The sequence below is a fragment of the Shewanella sedimentimangrovi genome (genome assembly GCF_017354965.1).
Lineage (GTDB): Bacteria > Pseudomonadota > Gammaproteobacteria > Enterobacterales > Shewanellaceae > Shewanella > Shewanella cyperi.
In genome coordinates, this window is record NZ_CP071502.1 from 967178 (window position 1) to 987323 (window position 20146).

At 57.3% G+C, this 20146-nt stretch carries 16 protein-coding genes; 7 read left to right on the forward strand and 9 right to left on the reverse strand.

The window, feature by feature from the left end; genetic code table 11:
- The first annotated feature begins 105 nt into the window (after window positions 1-105).
- A complete protein-coding gene (gene tyrS, locus JYB85_RS04035) occupies window positions 106-1305 on the forward strand; it encodes a tyrosine--tRNA ligase (RefSeq protein WP_207381168.1) in 1200 nt (399 codons plus the stop codon).
- Window positions 1306-1400: 95 nt separating this feature from the next.
- Here the strand turns inward: tyrS and JYB85_RS04040 are convergent, their stop codons facing one another.
- From JYB85_RS04040 to gltB, 7 genes are all read right to left on the reverse strand, one after another.
- A complete protein-coding gene (locus JYB85_RS04040; protein ID WP_407695873.1) occupies window positions 1401-1874 on the reverse strand; it encodes a nuclear transport factor 2 family protein in 474 nt (157 codons plus the stop codon).
- Between the two features lie 2 nt (window positions 1875-1876).
- Window positions 1877-2500, reverse strand: a complete 624-nt coding sequence (locus JYB85_RS04045) for a trimeric intracellular cation channel family protein (protein ID WP_207381169.1) — start codon at window positions 2498-2500, stop codon at window positions 1877-1879.
- Window positions 2497-2874: a DUF2721 domain-containing protein gene (locus JYB85_RS04050; RefSeq protein WP_207323086.1), complete on the reverse strand. Its 378-nt coding sequence runs from the start codon at window positions 2872-2874 to the stop codon at window positions 2497-2499. Before JYB85_RS04050 ends, JYB85_RS04045 begins: the two co-directional genes overlap by 4 nt.
- A 132-nt stretch (window positions 2875-3006) precedes the next feature.
- Window positions 3007-3996 carry a cobalamin biosynthesis protein CobD/CbiB gene (locus JYB85_RS04055; protein ID WP_207381170.1) on the reverse strand — a complete coding sequence of 330 codons (990 nt, stop codon included), beginning with the start codon at window positions 3994-3996 and terminating at the stop codon, window positions 3007-3009.
- 3 nt (window positions 3997-3999) lie between these two features.
- On the reverse strand, window positions 4000-4692 hold the full coding sequence (locus JYB85_RS04060; RefSeq protein ID WP_207381171.1) for a 5'-methylthioadenosine/S-adenosylhomocysteine nucleosidase: 693 nt from the start codon (window positions 4690-4692) through the stop codon (window positions 4000-4002).
- 161 nt (window positions 4693-4853) lie between these two features.
- Window positions 4854-6272, reverse strand: coding sequence for an FAD-dependent oxidoreductase (locus JYB85_RS04065; protein ID WP_207381172.1), 1419 nt, complete (start codon window positions 6270-6272; stop codon window positions 4854-4856).
- Between the two features lie 141 nt (window positions 6273-6413).
- Window positions 6414-10862 (reverse strand): glutamate synthase large subunit, encoded by a 4449-nt coding sequence (gene gltB, locus JYB85_RS04070; RefSeq protein ID WP_207381173.1) that lies wholly within the window; start codon window positions 10860-10862, stop codon window positions 6414-6416.
- 521 nt (window positions 10863-11383) lie between these two features.
- Here gltB and JYB85_RS04075 point away from each other — a divergent pair.
- The 3 genes from JYB85_RS04075 (at window position 11384) to oxyR (ending at window position 13919) form a co-directional block, all read left to right on the forward strand.
- Window positions 11384-12328: a TIGR01212 family radical SAM protein gene (locus JYB85_RS04075; protein WP_207381961.1), complete on the forward strand. Its 945-nt coding sequence runs from the start codon at window positions 11384-11386 to the stop codon at window positions 12326-12328.
- Between the two features lie 140 nt (window positions 12329-12468).
- Window positions 12469-12834 carry an Hpt domain-containing protein gene (locus JYB85_RS04080; RefSeq protein ID WP_207322141.1) on the forward strand — a complete coding sequence of 122 codons (366 nt, stop codon included), beginning with the start codon at window positions 12469-12471 and terminating at the stop codon, window positions 12832-12834.
- A 182-nt stretch (window positions 12835-13016) separates the two neighbouring features.
- Entirely contained in the window at window positions 13017-13919 is a 903-nt protein-coding gene (gene oxyR, locus JYB85_RS04085; RefSeq protein WP_207325564.1) for a hydrogen peroxide-inducible genes transcriptional activator OxyR, read from the forward strand.
- Here oxyR and JYB85_RS04090 read toward each other — a convergent pair whose 3' ends face one another.
- Both JYB85_RS04090 and mutH read right to left on the reverse strand, forming a co-directional pair.
- Window positions 13920-15002: an adenylate/guanylate cyclase domain-containing protein gene (locus JYB85_RS04090; RefSeq protein WP_228289688.1), complete on the reverse strand. Its 1083-nt coding sequence runs from the start codon at window positions 15000-15002 to the stop codon at window positions 13920-13922.
- Window positions 15003-15112: 110 nt separating this feature from the next.
- Window positions 15113-15787, reverse strand: a complete 675-nt coding sequence (mutH, locus tag JYB85_RS04095) for a DNA mismatch repair endonuclease MutH (protein ID WP_207381174.1) — start codon at window positions 15785-15787, stop codon at window positions 15113-15115.
- A gap of 693 nt (window positions 15788-16480) precedes the next feature.
- Between mutH and rppH the strand changes: the two genes are divergently transcribed.
- Genes rppH through JYB85_RS04110 form a run of 3 tightly spaced genes read left to right on the forward strand, consistent with a single transcriptional unit; the run spans window position 16481 to window position 20120 of the window.
- Entirely contained in the window at window positions 16481-16999 is a 519-nt protein-coding gene (gene rppH, locus JYB85_RS04100; RefSeq protein WP_207381175.1) for an RNA pyrophosphohydrolase, read from the forward strand.
- 34 nt (window positions 17000-17033) lie between these two features.
- Window positions 17034-19268, forward strand: a complete 2235-nt coding sequence (gene ptsP, locus JYB85_RS04105; protein WP_207381176.1) for a phosphoenolpyruvate--protein phosphotransferase — start codon at window positions 17034-17036, stop codon at window positions 19266-19268.
- Between the two features lie 51 nt (window positions 19269-19319).
- Window positions 19320-20120: a sulfite exporter TauE/SafE family protein gene (locus JYB85_RS04110; RefSeq protein ID WP_207381962.1), complete on the forward strand. Its 801-nt coding sequence runs from the start codon at window positions 19320-19322 to the stop codon at window positions 20118-20120.
- Window positions 20121-20146 lie beyond the last annotated feature (26 nt).

The window sequence follows — 20146 nt, forward strand, 5'->3', positions numbered from 1 at the left end:
CTGTCTCAGTTTGCCTGGGCCTAGTGTACACACTTTCATTTGCTCTGGCTAACAAGTAACATAAGTCTCTTTGATTGCATTTGAATCTCAGGGGTAGCTGCCAAAATGGCTGATTTAGACCAGGTATTAGCAGAAATTAAACGTGGTACGGACGAGATATTGCTGGAGTCCGATCTGCTGGGAAAACTCAAGGAAGGTCGCCCCTTGAGGATCAAGCTCGGCGCGGATCCGACCGCCCCCGACATTCACCTGGGTCATACCGTTATCCTCAACAAATTGCGTCTGTTCCAGGAACTGGGACACGAGGTGATCTTCCTCATCGGTGACTTCACCGGCATGGTGGGCGATCCGAGCGGCAAGAACAGCACCCGTCCGCCCCTGACCCGTGAGCAGGTATTGGCCAATGCCGAGACCTACAAGGAGCAGGTGTACAAAATCCTCGATCCGGCCAAGACCCGTATCGAATTCAACTCCAGCTGGCTCGAGCCATTGGGTGCCGCCGGTATGATCCGCCTGGCCTCCCAGCAGACAGTGGCCCGCATGATGGAGCGCGACGACTTCAAGAAGCGCTATAACAGCGGCCAGTCCATCGCCATCCATGAATTCATGTACCCCTTGCTGCAGGGCTATGACTCTGTGGCGCTCAAGGCCGACGTGGAGCTGGGCGGGACAGATCAGAAGTTCAACCTGTTGATGGGCCGCGAGCTGCAAAAGGCGGAAGGCCAAAAGCCCCAGACGGTGATCATGATGCCACTGCTGGAAGGTCTGGACGGGGTCAAGAAGATGTCCAAGTCCGCTGCCAACTACATAGGCGTCAGCGAAGCACCGGACGAAATGTTCGGCAAGATCATGTCCATCTCCGATGAGCTGATGTGGCGTTACTTCGAGCTGCTGTCTTTCCGTCCTTTGGCGGAAATTGAGCAGTTCCGTGCCGATGTGGCTGAGGGTGCCAACCCCCGCGACATCAAGATAGCCCTGGCCAAGGAAATCATCGCCCGCTTCCACAACCAGGAAGCCGCCGACAAGGCACACCAGAACTTCATCGACCGCTTCCAGAAGGGCGCCATGCCCGATGAGATGCCGGAACTGACCCTGAGCGCCGGTGCCGAAGGTCTGGCCATAGCCAATCTGCTCAAGGACGCGGATCTGGTGGGCTCCACCTCGGATGCCATGCGGATGATCAAGCAGGGCGCGGTGAAGATGGATGGCGACAAGGTGGAAGACACCAAGCTGGTGCTGCAAGCCGGTACCCAGGCGGTATTCCAGGTCGGCAAGCGCAAGTTTGCCCGGGTGACTCTGGACTGATAAATCTGTTCAATCATACATATCAATAAAAAGGGCGCCATCGGGCGCCCTTTTTATTTGCAGCCATTCTTTATTCACAGCTGGTTCAATAACTGCTACTGCATCGACAACTGGTCAGCCATGGTTTGGTAGTCGATAAGATCCAGGTGCTCCTGCACCCTGTGGTTATTGAGATCCAGCGCCAGAGTGGTCACCGCAGGCACGGCCACATCTATGATCTTGCCCGGCTTGCCGAACTGCTCACCCGGCCCCTTGAAGTGATAGTTGCCTATCATCACCACCAGTGAGCCCGTGTTGTACATGTGCTCTATGTTGAAATTGTATTCCAGCACCCCGGCATGGGCCCGTTGGAAGAAACCTATGATAAAGCGACCGCCCTTGTATTTGCGGCCGGCGGTGCGGTCCTGGAATACGCTGTCCCGGTTGTAGAAGGTGGCCAGGGTGGCATAGTCATGATCGGTCAGTGCCTTGATATAGTTCACCGCCATCTGCTGCTCCCTGGGCATTTCGCCCGTATCGGCCAACAGCGGCGCTGCAATACACCAAAGCAAGAAACCTAAAAATCGCAATGTCACTCTCTCTTGGTTTTCAAATCAAAGGCCGGCAGCGACAGGTGCCAGCGGATCGCGGCCAGACGTATGGCCAGGGTGCTGAGCATGGCCAGCCACAGGGCAACCTTGGGACCCATGCCCAGCTGCAGGCTGACGGTGTAACCTATGCCGCCAATAATGGAAGCGGTGGCGTAAATTTCGGTCCGCAGCACCATGGGGATTTGCCTGCAAAGCAGATCCCGGATAATGCCTCCTCCCACGCCGGTAATCAAGCCCATGACCACGGCGGACATGCCGTTGAGGCCAAGGCTCAGGGCCTTCTGGGCACCTATGACGGTAAAGAGCGCCAGCCCCAGGGCATCGGCTAGGGGCAAGGTGTATTGGGGCACCTTGCGCGGTCTGCGTACCAGCAGCAGTGTGGCCAATACGGTCGCCAGTATCACTATGATGTAGTTGGGATCCCTGAGCCAGAACACAGGGGTGGCACCTATGATGCTGTCCCGTATGGTGCCGCCGCCGACGGCCGTCACCGCAGCCAGTACTGTCACGCCGAAGGGATCCATGCGATGCCGGCCAGCTGCCAGGGCGCCGGTAAGGGCAAATACCGAGGTACCACAGAGGTCAAAGAAATAAATCCAGCTCATTTGCTCATCTCTTTGAGGTGGATATTGAGGGCATCGACCGAAATGCGGATTTCAATTACCGACAGGATCAGCGAATACAGCAACAGCAGCAGGCTGGCACCGAAGATCAGCGAGCCAGTGTGCAAAAAGCCAAGGTAAATAAAGATCATGCACAGTACGCACAGGGCGAAACTCAGCACCCCGGCTTCCTGCATGCGACGGATAATGACGATGCGCTGCCGCAAATTTTTAATCTGATCCTGATGTACCGGCTGCTCGCCGCTGGAGAGGCTGCGGATAAGGGCTGCCAGGGCGAAGAAGCGGTTGGTGTAGGCGAGCAGCAACAGGGAGATCGCCGGAAATAACAGGGCCGGTGTGGTCAGGGAAATTTGCATGTTTTCTAGCAAGATGAGGCTCCGAAAAAGGATTCTGGCCCGGGGGAACTGTGTGCCGGCGGCCAGTGACCGGCAGCCCTACATTATACTGCCTGACGCCCCGAATGACAGGGGCTGCGCTGCAGTTTGGTGTTACTGGGCTTGCAGCAGTCGCAGCACTGTCCAGGTCAGGGGCAGTTGCAGCAGAAACAGGAACCACAGCAGGCAGGCGCGGTTTGACAATCGCACCGCCGGCGCTATGGCGCTGCGGTCCGGCTTGGGACCGCCCTTGATGGGGGCTATGGCGACGCGCTCACCATTGTGGCGCTGCGGACCGCAAAGTTCCACGCCCAGAATGTTGGCGGCCACTGTGGCCGGTCGCAGGGCATTGGCGTGGGGCTGCTTACCCGGCAAGGGGCGCAGCAGGGCGGCATAGCCCTTGGGACCGCCGAGTATGGCCAGGGTCAGGCTCCAGAGCCAGGAGGGCAGCAACAGCAGCACATGGCTGAGCAGCTGCACCGGGCGGCTGAAGTAGCGGTATTTCGGCGATACCGGCGGCCACACCAGCTCCAGTTGCTTGACCATGCGTACCGCCAGCACCGCAGGGGCGCCGGCGATGGCAAAGAAGAACACCACGGCGGCGGTGCCGTACACGGGGGAGGTCACCAGCTTTTCTATGGTGGCCTTGACTATGCCGACCTCAGACAGCTCGCCGGTATCCCGCGCCAGCCATTGGCCGAGCTGAACCCTGGCGTGTTCCTTGTCGTTACGTTGCAGCGCCTTGTCTATGTCTTCGGCCACCTGGGCAAAACTGGCATCGCTCAAACACAGGTAGAGCACCAGGAACTCAAAGAACCAGGGAAAGGCCGCCAGTTGCAGCAGGAAGCTGACGATGGCCCAGAAGGGCAGGATCAGCAAGAGTGCCGAGAGCAATCCGGCGGTCAACTGTTGACTGGGATGCCTGTGGTTGTGATTCACCTTGGCGGCCAGGCGTTTGGCCAGCACTCCAAACCAGACCAGGGGCTGCATCTCCCTTGGCAGCGGCGCCAGCCGTGCCAGGGGCAGGGCGCACAGCAGCACGAGGAAACCCTCGAACATGGCGCCATCGAGTTGCAGCAAGCGGTCAAAGAAGGAGGCGGTCATGGCTTACAGGTGCTTTAGCAGTTCCATCACCATCAGGGCCGAGTGGTGTCCGGCCTTGATCAGGTAGGACTCGAAATCCACCGGGCTGTCGTTGTTGGCATTGTCCGACAGGGAGCGGATCACCGCAAAGGGCACCTTGAACTGGTGGCAAACCTGGGCGATGGCGGCGCCTTCCATTTCACAGGCGGCCATGGTGGGGAAATCGGCGCGCATCTTGGCGGTACGGGCAGGATCGCAGATAAAGCTGTCGCCGGTGCAGACCAGGCCTTCCAGGGTTTTCACTTCACCCAGGGCGGCCACAGCTTGCTTGGCGGCGGCAGTGAGGCGAGAGTCGGCCACAAAGGCGGCCGGTTGCTGGGCCATCTGGCCAATCTCGTAGCCAAAAGCGGTGACGTCCACATCGTGGTAGCGCACTTCGTTGGCTATCACTATGTCACCTATGGTCAGGCTGTCGACAAAGCCGCCGGCGGAGCCCGTGTTGATCACCGCATCGGGTTGGTATTCCTGGATAAGCAGGGTGGTTGCGATGGCGGCCGCCACCTTGCCTATGCCACTGCGGATCACTATCACCTCACGGCCGCCGAGCAGGCCTTGGGTAAATTCGATGCCGGCAATGGTGCGGCTTTCACTGTTTTCCAGGGCGGCGAGCAGGTGAGCCACTTCGGGCTCCATGGCGCCTATGATTCCGATTTTCATGGGGTGACCTTAGGGAATGGGAAAATATCGCCGCAATATACCATATGGCGCGGCCGGGTCACAGGGAGCGGATGGGGAAGACAAACAGTCAGGTCAAATAAAAAGGCGCATCCGCGGGTCCCCCCCTTGGATGCGCAAGACACAAGCAAGCTGTGCCGGGATCAGGCCTTGGCCGTCTCCAGGAAGTTGAGGATACCCAGGGCCGCATCGCGTCCCTCGGCAATGGCGGTGACCACCAGATCCGAGCCCCGCACCATATCGCCACCGGCGAATACCTTGGGGTTACTGGTCTGGAACGGGTTGTTGGCCTCTTTGGCGGCCTTGACCCGGCCCCTGTCGTCGAGGGCTATGCCGAAATCCGCAAACCAGGGCGCGGGGCTTGGCTGGAAACCAAAGGCGATGATGATGGCATCGGCCTCAAGCAATTGTTCACTGCCGGGAATGACCTCGGCGCTTTGGCGACCGCTGGCATCGGCCTCACCCATGCGGGTCTCGACGCATTCAATGCCCACTACCTTGCCGCCCTCGGTCTTGATGGCCGTGGGTTGGCGGTTGAACAGGAACTTGACCCCTTCCTCGCGGGCATTTTGTACCTCACGGCGGGAGCCGGGCATGTTGGCCTCGTCGCGGCGGTAGGCGCAGGTCACCTCGGCGGCTCCCTGACGCACAGCAGTGCGGACGCAGTCCATGGCTGTGTCACCGCCACCGAGCACCACGACCTTCTTGCCGGCGAGATCGATATAGGGATGCTCGGCACTGGCGCTGCCCATCAGCTTATGGGTATTGCCAATCAGGAAGGGCAGGGCCTGCAACACGCCATCGGCATCCTCACCGGGAAGCCCGGCAGCCATGGCCTTGTAGGTGCCCATGCCGAGGAACACGGCGTCAAATTCATTGAGCAGGGTATCAAAGGCAATATCCTTGCCGACGGTGACGCCCAGACGGAATTCTATGCCCATGCCTTCGAGCACAGTGCGACGGGTCTGCATGACCGACTTGTCGAGCTTGAAGGCCGGAATGCCATAGGTCAGCAGGCCGCCTATCTGGGGATACTTGTCGTACACCACGGCCTTGATGCCGTTGCGGGCCAGGATATCGGCGCAGCCGAGCCCGGCAGGGCCCGCGCCCACTATGGCAACCCGCTCGCTGCGTGGGGTCACCTTGCTCAGATCCGGGCGCCAGCCCTGGGCCAACGCCGTATCTGTGATGTATTTCTCCACGTTACCTATGGTGACGGCGCCAAACTCGTCATTGAGGGTGCAGGCGCCCTCGCAGAGCCTGTCCTGGGGACAGACCCTACCGCAGATCTCCGGCAGGGTGTTGGTCTCGTGCACCAGATCCGCCGCTTCCATAATGCGTCCCTGCTGGGCCAGCTTCAGCCAGTTGGGAATGTAATTGTGCAGTGGGCACTTCCACTCGCAATAGGGGTTACCGCAGTCCAGGCAGCGGTCTGCCTGGGCCTTCACTTCGCCCTGGTTAAAGGGCTGATAGATCTCGATAAACTGACTGGTACGCAGTTTCAGCGGCTGCTTTGAAGGGTCGATGCGGCCTACTTCAATAAACTGAAAATCGTTGCTCATACTTTGTTACCCCGCCTTAAACTGACCCGGTAAAGCGCGCTGGTGGAATGCGATAACATCATCCGTGCACAGCACAGGTCGTGGCTTCGCTGGAGCGTTGCGATCCACGGCAATAAATTGGAAATCGTTACTCATTGTCTATTACCCCGCCTTGACCGCCAGCTTGGCCTCGGACTGCTCCAAACGCAGCAGATCGGCCATTTCCACATTCTTGGGTTTGACCAGCACGAAGCAGTCGAGCCAGTTTTCAAAATCGCTCAGGATCATCCTGGCATGCTCGCTGCCGGTCTCGGCCACATGCTGTTCTATCAGGCCCTTGAGGTGCTGCTGATGGATTACCGAGGTCAGCTTGTGGGTGTCGACCAACTCGGTGTTGACCCTGCGACTGAAGCGATTGAACTGATCGAACACATAGGCGAAGCCACCCGTCATGCCGGCACCGAAGTTCACCCCGGTCTTGCCGAGCACCAGCACTATGCCGCCGGTCATGTATTCGCAGCCGTTGTCGCCCACGCCTTCCACCACAGCAATGGCGCCCGAGTTGCGCACCGCGAAGCGTTCCCCGGCCTGACCGGCTGCGAACAGCTTGCCGCCGGTGGCGCCGTACAGGCAGGTGTTGCCTATGATGGCGCTGCGTTCACTCTGGAACGGACTGCCGACGGGCGGATACAGGGCAATCTTGCCTCCGGACATGCCTTTACCCACATAGTCGTTGGCATCACCGCACAGGGACAACTCCACCCCGGGGGCGTTCCAGACGCCGAAGCTCTGACCGGCGCTGCCGTTAAAGCTGAGTTTGAGTGCTTTTTGACAACCCTTGACCCCATGGCGACTGGCTATGTAGCCGGACAGGGATGCCCCCACTGAGCGGTCGGTGTTGCTGATGCTGAAGCTGCCGACAAAGCCTTCGTCTTCGTCGATTGCCTGACGACACTCTTCCAACAGGTGTTGGTTCAGCAGGCCGGGATCCGATGGTGGATTGGTCTCGCGCCAGCTGGCGGCACTGCCGGGACGTACCGTTGGGCGGTACAGTATGGGACTGAGATCCAGGCCACGCTGCTTGTCTGTGCTGCCTTCGACGGCCTGCAGCCAATCGCTGCGGCCCACCAATTCTTCAAATTGGCTGACACCGAGTTTGGCCATCCATTCGCGCACTTCCTCGGCCACGAATTCGAAGTAGGTCATCACCCGCTCCGGCAGGCCGTGGAAATGTTGCTGGCGCAGTTTCTGATCCTGGGTGGCGACGCCGGTGGCGCAGTTGTTCAGGTGACAGATACGCAGGTACTTACAGCCCAGGGCTATCATGGGCACGGTGCCAAAGCCGAAGCTTTCTGCTCCCAGCAGCGCGGCCTTGATTACGTCGGTGCCGGTCTTGAGGCCACCGTCCACCTGCAGGCGGATCTTGTGTCTCAGACCATTGTCCACCAGGGACTGGTGCACTTCGGCCAGGCCCAGCTCCCAGGGTGAGCCGGCATATTTGACCGAGGTCAGCGGGCTGGCACCGGTGCCGCCGTCATAGCCGGAGATGGTGATCATATCCGCATAGGCCTTGGCCACGCCGGTGGCTATGGTGCCAACACCGGGTTCAGATACCAGCTTGACCGACACCAAAGCCTTGGGGTTGATCTGCTTGAGATCGAAGATCAGCTGCGCCAGATCCTCAATGGAATAGATATCGTGATGCGGCGGCGGTGAGATCAGGGTGACACCCGGACGCGCATGGCGCAGGCCGGCGATTTCAACACTGACCTTGTGCCCCGGCAGCTGTCCACCCTCACCGGGCTTGGCCCCCTGGGCAATCTTGATCTGCAGCACCTCGGCGTTCACCAGATAGTGTGCGGTCACCCCAAAGCGGCCCGAGGCAATCTGCTTGATAGCCGAGTTGCGCTCGCTGTTGAAGCGACCGGCGTCCTCACCACCTTCCCCTGAGTTGGAGCGGCCACCCAGGCGGTTCATGGCTATGGCCAGGGCCTCGTGGGCCTCGGGGCTCAGGGCGCCGATGCTCATGGCGGCACTGTCAAAACGCGGATACAGAGACTTGGCCTGCTCCACCTGGTCCAGCGCTATGGCAGCCTGGCCGGCCTTGATATGGATAAGATCCCGCAGCATGGCCACGGGACGGTCATCCACCAGGCGGGCGAATTGCTTGTATTTGCCATAGTCGCGCTCCCGCAATGAGGCCTGCAGGGTGTTGACCACATCCGGGTTAAAGGCATGGTACTCGCCCCCAGCCACATACTTCAGCAAGCCGCCTTGGGTCAGGCCCTGATGGGGACGGAAACCGGCCAGGTGCAGCTTGGCCTGATCGCTGGCGATGGCTTCGAAACCCACACCCTCAATGCGGCTGACCACGCCCTTGAAGCAGAGTTCTATCACTTCGCTTGCCAGACCTATGGCTTCGAACTGCTGGCTGCAGCGGTAGGAGCCGACTGTGCTGATGCCCATCTTGGACATTATTTTGCGCAGGCCTTTCTCAATGCCATAGCGGAAGTTGAGCATCAGGGCGGCGAAATCGTCCTGACCGTTACGGCGGGCGAGATCGGCAATGGATTCATAGGCCAGGTAAGGGTAGATGGCGGTGGCACCAAAGCCCAGCAGCACCGCAAAGTGGTGCGGATCCCGGGCGGATGCCGTCTCCACTATGATGTTGGTGTCGCAGCGCAGGCTCTTGGATACCAGCATCTGCTGTACGGCGCCCACGGCCATGGCAGCGGGAATAATTTGGCGGTTCTTGGCCACGGCCCGGTCCGACAGCACCAGCAGTGTGGTGCCGGTGCGGGCGAGCCGCTCGGCATCTTCGGTGATCCTCACTATGGCTTTTTCAAGCCCTTCGGCCGGGTCGTAGTTAAGGTCGACCGTGTTGGCGCGATAGTAGGCCTTATCCAGCGACATCAACTGGTTAAAGTCGCTGAACAGCAGGATAGGGGAGTTGAACATCACCCGGTAGGCATGGCCCGTGGTTTCGTTGAACAGGTTCTGCTCGCGGCCGACACAGGTGGCCAGGGACATCACGTGTTTTTCCCTGAGCGGATCTATCGGCGGGTTGGTGACCTGGGCAAACTTCTGCCTGAAGTAGTCGTACAGGGAACGCTGCTGGCTTGACAGTACTGCCATCGGAGTATCGTCTCCCATGGAGCCCACGGCTTCTTCGCCCTGGGACGCCAATACCCAGATCACCTGCTCCAGCTCTTCACGGCTGTAGCCGAACAGCTTTTGGTAACACAACAGGTTTTCGGGGGTGAATTCAGCGGCACCCTGTTGCTCGGCGCTCATTTGCTCGGCGCTCTTGAGGGTACGGCTGTTCTTGGCCATCCATTCCTTGTAGGGATGACGGCGCTTGAGATCGTTATCGATTTCAAAGGATTGGTACAAACGACCGCTGAGGGTGTCGAGCACCAGCAGTTCACCGGGACCAACCCGGCCCTTTTCCACCACTTCGTCGGCGGCGTAGTCCCAGATGCCGACCTCGGAGGCCAGGGTCAGGATGCGGTCCTTGGTGATCACATAACGGGATGGACGCAGACCGTTGCGGTCAACCGCACAGGCGGCGTGGCGGCCGTTGGTCATGACTATGCCCGCCGGGCCGTCCCAGGGCTCCATGTGCATGGAGTTGAAGTCATAGAAGGCCTTGAGCTCATCGTCCATCTCGGGGTTGCTCTGCCACGCAGGCGGGATCAGCAGGCGCATGGCGCGGTACAGATCCATGCCGCCGGAGAGCAGCATTTCCAACATGTTGTCCAGAGAGGACGAGTCAGAGCCGGTTTCATTGACGAAGGGCGCGGCCTGTTGCAAATCCGGCAGCAGTGGCGAGTTGAACTTGTAGGCACGGGCGCGGGCCCATTGGCGGTTGCCGGTAATAGTGTTGATCTCACCGTTGTGGGCCAGGTAGCGGAAGGGCTGTGCCAGGGGCCACTTGGGTGACGTGTTGGTTGAAAAGCGCTGGTGGAACAGACAGATGGCGCTTTGCAAGCGGATGTCGGCCAGGTCCGGATAGAAGGCGGGCAGATCGGCGGGCATCATCAGGCCCTTATAAACTATGACCTGGCCCGAGAGGCTGGCGACATAAAAATCGGGATCGTCTGTCAACTGTTGTTCCAGACGGCGGCGGGCCATGTACAGGCGACGTTCAAGATCCTTCTCGCGCCAACCAATGGGCGCGTTGATCAGCACCTGCACTATGCGCGGCAGGCTGGCCTTGCCTATTTCCCCCAGCACATCGGGATTGACCGGCACTTCACGCCAGCCGGCGATACTCAGGGTTTCCTTTTCCAGCTCACGTTCCAGCAGAAAACGCGCGGCGGCAACCCGGTCCTGATCCTGGCTGAGGAAAAACATGCCTACGGCAAACTTGCGTGACAGGTGCCAGTCATTCTCGGCTGCAATGGCCTCAAAGAATTTGACCGGCAGCTGCATCAACAGGCCGCAGCCATCGCCGGTGCGACCATCGGCGGCAATACCACCACGGTGTTTCATCCGATCCAGGCCATGAATCGCGGTACGCACTATCCTATGGCTGGCCTCGCCATCCATCTGGGCTATCAGACCAAATCCGCAATTGTCCCGCTCAAAACTGGGATGATACAAGCTCATAACACGTTCCCCACCTGAAAAACCTCTTCCTCTACGACTCGGGGAAAGCAGTGACTGCTATAGATATGCACCCGAACTTCCCAAATTATCGTGAGAAACTCTAAAGGTCAAACCCAAAAATTGCATAAAACATGGGTAAAAAATCACGTTTAATACAGATTTTCGAAAAGGCTTACGTTGACGTCAACTGAGAAAGTTGACGTATAACATTATGAATAAATGCAATTTTAAATTTACCGTCCAATTTTGTTTACCTGGGTGTAACATGGCGCCCCCATTGTTTTCGATTTAAAAATAGTGATTTTTTTTGCATACACAGTGTTTGGCGGTGTCAGAAATTGTCTGTGATTAACTATTCGAAATTTGTGATTATCTATGTGTTTTGCTTTTTGTGGCCATTCCTATTACTGATGGCCAACCGCGACTTGCCTTGACCCAGCACAGGGATTGGCGCCGTGACAGCCGCTAGACTGGCGGCTTTTGTCACATCAGAGCAGGAGCAGTCCATGTCTGAGGCCAGTCTGGGACTCGACACTTACGTGAATACCTATGGCAATGAGTGCAAGCGCCGTTTTGGCCGGCGGTTGAAGAAATTGACTCTGGATGCGGGCTTCAGCTGCCCCAACAGGGATGGCACCCTGGGACGGGGGGGCTGCACCTTTTGCAACGTACAATCCTTCAATCAAAGCGATGCGAACCTGGGAATTGCCGCCCAGTTGGCGAGCCAAAAATTGCCGGCGGCGGAGCCGGGTACGCCTTACCTGGCCTATTTCCAGGCTTACACCAGTACCTATGGTGATTACGAGGTGCTGCAGCGGCAGTACCGTGAAGCCGTGGCCGAGCGCGACATAGTGGGGCTGTTTGTGGGGACCCGGCCTGACTGTGTTCCCGATTCGGTGTTGGCGCTGCTGGCGTCGTATCAGCAACAGGGACTGGAGGTCTGGCTTGAGCTGGGGTTGCAGTCGGCCAATGATGACACCCTAAGGCGCATCAATCGTGGCCATGGCTTTGATGCTTATGCCGATGCGGTGCGGCGGGCAAGGCGTCACGGGCTCAAGGTGTGCACCCATCTGATTTTGGGTTTGCCGGGGGAAAACCACGGGGATTTTATTGATACCCATAAAAAGGTGCTGGGCCTCGGGGTTGATGGTCTCAAGCTGCATCCCCTGCATATAGTGAGCGGCAGTACCATGGCCAGGCAATGGCAGGCCGGGCGACTTGAACCTGTCACCCTGGAAGACTATGCCTTCAGCGCTGCCGAACTCATTCGCCATACTCCGGCCCAGGTGCTGTTTCACCGGGTGACCGCCTATGCCAAACGGCCCATGTTGCTGGCGCCGGACTGGTGCAGCTATCGCTGGAAAGGGCAGATGGCCATTCTTGATTCGCTGCAGGCTTTGGGTGGCCAGGGGCACTATACCGACACCCCTTACCGGGCGGTTTCGGATAGCTGTGGTCCTGGTTAATCATTTGTTAAATCTGAGTTCTTTTACTCAATCCACTGCTGCCGCGGTTGCAAGGCCGGTGTGAGTGGGTATGATGGGGTAATTCATCGGGGGTGCTGCATCCCTGTCTCAGACAGAATTCTCACTTAAAGGGGAGCTACATGACGACGGCTGAACTGGACACAATTTTGGATCTCAACACCCTGGAACAATATTGCAGTGCAATAGGTGCCGGTACCCTGCTCAAGAGTGTGGTGCTGTTTGAGCAGTTGATGCCGGAATATGTGGCCAATCTGGTCAAGGCCAAGGAAGCCGGAGACAAGGAAACCCTCTGTGCCGAGGCCCACAAGTTCAAGGGCGCTGCCGGCAGTGTTGGTCTCAAGCGCATTCAGCAATATGCCCAGCTGTTGCAGCATGGTGAAGAGGCCGGTTGGGATGCGGGCCATGAACTTTGGCTCGGTATGATTGCCGAGCATGCTTTTGCCGATCTGCAAAGACTCAAGTCTTTCCTTGAAGCCAAGGCCTGATTTCTGATTTCACTAAACGGCGCAGTCACTGGACTGCGCCGTTTTTATTTTCCGGCTTACCCCTGTACCCATCCTTGCCGGCTTCTCTATCCTTGCTCCAATCCTCGCTCCAATCCCGATGGCGTATTCACCCTTGATGTGTTAGGTTTTATCTATTCATTGAATGGATGGCAATCGGAAAAATGAAACATCTCCCCAGCCTGAAAAACTTCTATTACCTGGTGAATCTGCATCAGGAGCAAAACTTCAACCGCGCCGCCAAGGTGTGCCATGTGAGTCAGTCAACCTTGTCGAGCGGAATTCAGAATCTGGAAGAGCAGCTCGGACACCAGCTGATAGAGCGGGATCACAAGTCCTTTATGTTTACCGCCGTGGGTGAAGAAGTGGTGGGGCGCTGCCGTAAGATCCTGACCGATGTAGATGATCTGGTGGAGCTGGTGAAGAATCAGGGCGAACCCATGACAGGGGAGATCCGCCTTGGCTGTATTCCCACCATAGCGCCTTTCCTGCTCAGCCGGGTGGTGCGCCACTGCCAGCAGCATTACCCCGGCTTAAGCCTGCTGCTCAAGGAAGACACCACGGAAAAACTGCTGGAGGCTCTGGGCAAGGGCGAGCTGGATCTGCTGCTGTTGGCTTTGCCTGTGGATACCAGCGGTTTTCACAGCATGAAGGTGGGGATCGATCCCTTCAAACTGGTTGTGCACCGGGATCTTGCCGGTGGCATTCATGAACCTGTGGATTACCAGGCGTTGCCCGATGAAAGCATTTTCCTGCTGCAAAATGAGCATTGCATTACCGGCCATGCGATAAGTGCCTGCCAGTTAAAGGACAGCACCAAGATCAATCCCTTTGCCGCCACCAGTTTGCACACCCTGGTGCAGATGGTCGACAGTAAGCTGGGCACCACCTTTTTACCGCAGATGGCAATAGATGCCGGGATCCTCAAGGACACTGAATTGACTGTGATGGATCCGCCGGGGGAAGCGCCCTACCGCGACATAGGCCTGGTGTGGCGCCAGACCAGTAGCCGGCTGATGACCTTCAGAACCCTTGGGTTGGCCATTCAGCAATTGCTGCAGCCTTGATCAGTCCTGCTGGGGTTTCTTCTGGCTGACGCCGAAAACCTCGATAGAGTGTTGTTTACCCTTAAGCTTCACCGGTCCCAGATCGGTCAGCTCATAATCGCTGTCGCTGCGGTCGAGCCTTGAGGCCAGCGCGCCGGAAATCAGCATCCGCTGTCCCAGGGGATTGCACTGATCCTGCAAGCGGGCCAGGGTGTTAATCACATCGCTGAAGAAACTGATCTCCTGCTTTTGCACCCCGACCACAGCGGCCACCACCTGGCCGCAGTGTGCCGCGGCCTTGAATTTGGGCACAAATCCGTAGCGCTCTTCAAAGAACTGCCTTTGCCAGGCCAGCTCCTGACTGAATTCAAAGTAGATATTCAAACAGCGATCTTTCTTGATGCCCTGCTCCATGGGCCAGTGGATCAGCACGGCATCACCCATGTAACGGTAAATTTCGGCTTCATTGTTGGCCACTGTATCCGACAACAGACTGAAGCTGTCCTGGATCAGGCGGCTGAATCTGTAGTCACCCAAGGATTCGGCGTGGGTGGTGCTGGCCACCATGTCCAGATAGAGGAAGAGTCGTTGTTCATACCTGGGCTTATGATATTTGCCCAGGCCGATATTGAGCAGCACCCTGGGGCCAACCAACAAGCCCATTTGCTCGATAAAGGCCAATCCCAGCCGGACGACCACCAGATAGACTATCAATGCCTGAAATGAGGGACTGTAAAGAATATGCACGGTCAGCATCTGCCTCAGGGTGGCCATGTGATTCTCTATGGCCCAGAGGTTCAGATATTGGGTGATATAAGCAAGGGTTGTGGCCCCAAGTAGCAAAAACAGTCCCTTGAACAACACCGAGAAAAAATAAGGCAGGCGGTGAATGGCGCTGAAGTCAGTGACCAGATTCGACATCCAGTGCAGGCTGCCGAACACTATCCCCATATAGATGGCCAAGGTTGCCAGATCCGCAGAGCTGACCGCCCATTTGGGCAATTCCGGGGATTGCGCATAGCGGAAGAATACAAAGGCTGCCATGGCAATGGCCCAGGCCAATATGGCAAACAATAGCTTCTTTGCCTGACGACTTGCTCTCACTGGGATTTCTAATCCACTTAGGGTTCAAAGAGTGGGCTAGTGTACAGAAACCCGCAAAGGCATTGCCAGCCTTAATTGTGATCTGTATCAAGGCGAATGCAGATATTGGCTCAGTCGGCAAAGGCGGCGCGCAGAATTTGCTGGGTAAAAGCGGTTTTCAGGTAAAACCCCCGCGGATTGGTGAGGCCTATGGTGCCGTCTTCCCGTATGCACTCGGTCTTGGCCCGGCTGTTGGCGGCCTTGGGTCTGAGCTGCAATACCTCACCGTGTCTGGCGCTAATGGATGCCACCTTGCCCAGGGCGATAAGCTCGATAATCTCTTCCCAGTCCTGCCTCAGGCTTTGTTCTTCTGCCGGCGTGGGTTGCCACAGTACCGGCATGCCGATACGGCGCTCACCAAGGGGAATGTCTCGACTTCCCTGCACCGGGATCCACAGTACCCGCTGCAATTTATGGCGTACCAGGCTATCGTGCCAGCGCAGCCCAGTGGTATCGAGCAGCGGTGCCACACAGACATAGGTGGTTTCCAGCGGTTTACCCGTGTCATCCACAGGTATGGTTTTGAGCTCCACCCCCAGGTGCAGAAAATCCTGCTGGGGTTTGGAGCCGGCGCTGGCCCCGAGTTCCAGCTCCATCAGTTGGCCAATCCAGCCCTTATCCCGGCGCAGATCTTTTGGGACACTCAGGCTGTGCTCGGCAGCCAGTTGTGCCAGGCTCAGACCCGCCATACCGACGGCCCTGTCCATGAGTTCTTCTATAGATGTGGGGCTGTTATGAATATTCATCGGCGCGATTCTACCCCCTTTGGGGATAGAATCAATCCTGGCTGATTTTTGAGCAAAAGTGACTGTGGATGGCCGCAAAAACCAATTTGCAAGATTAACTTATTGAATATAAAGGTTAAAAAATATTTCGATTATCACGGGGCTTACCAGGGAAAAAGTTACTCGTGTATTTCCCCACTGTTGCCAACAATTTTATCCACAGAATTACGGGATAACTTGGTGTCGGCAGCGCTTTTAACCGATCGAAATGCCCAAGTCAACCCGAAATAAGCACTCATTTTGCAGATTTTTAGTGAGATCCCAACCGGGGCTGTGAATAAATGTACCGGTTTGGCGGCGAAAAATGATAGCCAAAAAGCACTGCTTAAAAATGCATCAGCTTGGTTGTTCTCGGCATCCTGAAATGAGTTTTATTTTTAAAATTAAATCTAAAACAAGTTGTTATGCGTGATTAGTTAAAGCGGCTCGAGCAGGGGGATTTGTCGCTTTTTAATCGATCTCATGGTTTTAGGTCAGTTTCAAACAGAGATATCCACAGAAATTGTGGATAGACTGGCGATTGGAACCGAATCGCTGTTGATAATCTCGATTTTGGATGGATTTTATCCAACGCGGCGGGATAAATAGGGGTTTGCCGCCGGCCGGGCTTTATGAAACAATCGCGCTATAACAATTTGTGTATTCGGAGTCCATGTGATTGATAGCGACGGCTTTCGCGCAAATGTGGGCATCATAATCTGTAACAGATTCGGCCAGGTCATGTGGGCCAGGCGATTTGGACAACATTCGTGGCAATTCCCCCAGGGTGGGCTGGATGAGGGTGAAACGGCAGAAGATGCCATGTACCGCGAGCTGTATGAAGAAGTAGGGCTGAGACCTGAACACGTACAGATCCTCACCTCAACCCGTTCCTGGCTCAGGTATCGTTTACCCAAGCGCCTGGTGCGCCAGGACAGTAAGCCCGTATGTATCGGCCAAAAGCAAAAGTGGTTTTTGTTACAGCTGAAGAGCCAGGAAAGTGCCATCAACCTCAATTCTTCCGGTCACCCGGAGTTTGATGATTGGCGCTGGGTCAGCTATTGGTATCCGGTGCGGCAGGTGGTCTCCTTCAAGCGGGACGTATACCGCAAGGTAATGAAGGAGTTCGCGGCCACGGCTCTGGCATTCCAGAACAAGGAGCCGCCGCCGCGCAAGCGCAGCCGCCAACGCTGAGCCAGGCTGGCATTTTATTAAGAGGAGGGAGGCAGTGCTTAATACGCTCAGGGACATTACTCAGGCCGTTGCTGCGGCTCACACTCTGGAACTGGCGCTGGAATTGCTGGTGGCTCAAACCAAGGCCGCCATGGATACCCAGTGCTGTTCCATTTATATCCTTGAGCAACAAGAGCTGATCCTTTCCGCCACCGACGGTCTTGAGAAAAGTGCGGTCGGACGGGTCAAGATGCCGCTTTCCGAAGGTTTGGTGGGCTTGGTGGCCGAGCGTGAAGAAGCCATCAATCTTGCCGATGCCAGGCAACACCCCAGATTCAAACTCTTCCCCGAGGTCGCGGAAGAAGAATACCGCGCCTTCCTTGCCGCCCCCATCATTTATCAGAAACAAGTCCTTGGTGTGATAGTGGTGCAACAGGCCAGCGCCCGCCAATTTAATGAGGGCGAAGAAGCCTTTTTGATGACCTTGGCGGCCCAGCTGGCCATGGCCATCAGTGGCCTCAAGCGTCGCGCCGATGTGCAGGGGCTGGAGCAACAGATACTGTTCAACGGCACCTGTGCCTCCACCGGCATTGCGATAGCCCATGCGCTGGTATTGGGGGGCGAGATCCCCCTGGAGCAACCTGAGCTCATGGCTGCAGATACAGTGGCGGAATTGCTGCGACTGCGCACCGCCATCGGCCGCAGCCGTGATGCCCTGAGCGCCCTGGCGCAGAAGTTTGACGGTGAGCAGGATGAAGAGCTGTCGAGTATTTTCTCGGCGCTCCTGTCCCTGCTCGATGAAGCCAGCCTCGGGGGCGAGTATGCCCGCGAAGTGAGCCTGGGATGGCGGGCGGAGTCGGCGGTCAGCCGGGTGTCGCTGCGCTGCATTGCCCAGTTCAGCGCCATGGAAGATGCCTACCTCAAGGAAAGGGCCAGTGATATCCGTGAGCTGGGGCAGCGGGTACTCAGGCAGCTGATTGAACCGGGTCGGGTGACCCTGGAGCCGGATAAGCCGGTGATCCTGGTGGTGCGTGAAGCCGATACCGGGCTGCTGGCTGAGTTTCCGCGCCAGAAGCTCGCGGGCCTGGTTACCGAACTCGGTGGTGTCAACAGTCATGCGGCCATACTGGCCCGGGCACTCGATGTGCCGGCCATGATAGGGGTGGACCAGGTTACCCAGGCGGGACTGGATCAGAAGCTGGTGGTGCTTAACGCCAGCCGTGGGCAATTGCTCGTCTCGCCGACCCCCTCTGTGGTGAATGAGTACCGCAACCTGATTTCTGCCCAGCGTGCCTTACAGCGTCGATACGCCAGCGAATTGAATGAGCCGGCGCTGACCCTCGATGGCCATAGGGTGCACTTGTTTCTCAATGCAGGGCTGCTCAGTGGCGTGGCCTCGGAAATTGCCGATGGTGCCGATGGTATAGGCCTGTACCGTACCGAGATCCCCTTTATGCTGCAGCAGCGCTTTCCCAGCGAATCCGAGCAGATAAAGGTATACCGCCAGGTGCTGCAGGCCGCCGCCAACAAGCCGGTGGTTATGCGTACCCTGGACGTGGGCGGCGACAAACCTTTGCCTTATTTCCCCATCAAGGAAGAAAATCCCTTCTTGGGTTGGCGGGGCGTGCGCTTGTCACTGGATCATCCGGAACTCTTTCTGGTGCAGTTGCGGGCCATGTTGCAGGCTGCTGCCGACGGTGAGCAGCTCAAAATCCTCTTGCCCATGGTCAGTCACCTCGATGAGATAGACCAGGCACTGACCTATTTGGAACAGGCCTTCAACGAGTTGCGCACCGACTTTAATGCACAGTTGAAGCGGCCGCCCATAGGGGTGATGCTGGAGGTGCCGGCACTGCTGTACCAGCTTCAGGAAGTGGCCGCCAGGGTCGACTTTGTCTCCGTCGGCAGCAACGATTTGACCCAGTATTTATTGGCGGTGGACCGCAACAATCCCAGGGTCAGCAGCCTGTTTGACAGCTATCATCCCGGCGTTTTGCGGGCCCTCCATGCTGCGGCTCGCGATTGCCAGTCCAATGGATTGGCCGTCAGTGTCTGTGGTGAGCTGGCCGGTGAGCCCATGGGGGCGTTATTGCTGGTTGCCATGGGTTACAGGGAACTCAGTATGAGCCAGGGCAGCCTGGCCAAGGTCAATTATCTGCTGCGACGGGTGGAGTGCCACGAGCTGGAACAACTGTTGGAGTTGGTGCTGCAGATGTCCAGTGGCTACGAGGTGCGGGAACTGGTGCGTGAGTATCTCAGCAGCCGGGAACTTTCCTCGATCCTGGACTGAGAATGATTTAAGCTATCGGCCCCGTCGATAACAAGAATAAAAGGGATGACAGTGGAAAGTGTGCTGTGGGTGTTCACCCTTTGTATCATGCTCGGCGCCCTGGTTGGTTTTATGGCCGGTTTGCTCGGGATCGGCGGTGGTTTGCTGATAGTGCCGGCTTTGCTTTATCTGCTGCCCTCCGTTGGCGTGGATGAGGCCCATTTGCCCCACGTGGCCATTGCCACCTCATTGGCGGCCATCATACTGACATCCTTATCTTCCGCCCGGGCCCATTACAGCCGCGGCAATATCCCGTTCTCTCTGCTTAAACCCCTGCTGCCGGCGGTACTGCTCGGTGCACTGGCCTCGGGCTTTGTGGCTCAGATGGTGCCTGCCGATGATTTGCGGCGGGGCTTTGCCCTGTTTGTGATCCTGATGGCGGTGCAAATGGCCTATCCGCTAAAGGCGGAGTCGCAACGATCAATGCCGGCCAACGGGCTGCTGTTTGCCATTACCCTGGTCATTGCTCTGCTGGCGGCACTGATGGGGATTGGTGGTGGCGTGCTGCTGGTGCCGCTGTTGAGCTTTTTCGGGTTGCAGTTACGCCAGGCTGTGGGGGTATCTTCGGTGACGGGCCTGTGTATCGCCCTGTCCGGTAGCCTGGGGTATATACTCGCCGGCTGGCGGGTAGAAGGCCTGCCCCAGTGGACCCTGGGTTATGTCTTTGTGCCGGCGTTGCTGGGAGTTGTGATGACCTCAACCCTGGTGGCACCTCTGGGTGTTCGTGCCGCCTGTAGCTGGCCTACGCCCCTGCTTAAAAAAATCTTTGCCTTGCTGCTGGCCATTATTGGTTTGCGCTTGGTTTTGGCCTGATAAATGCCTGTTAACATGGAATTGCA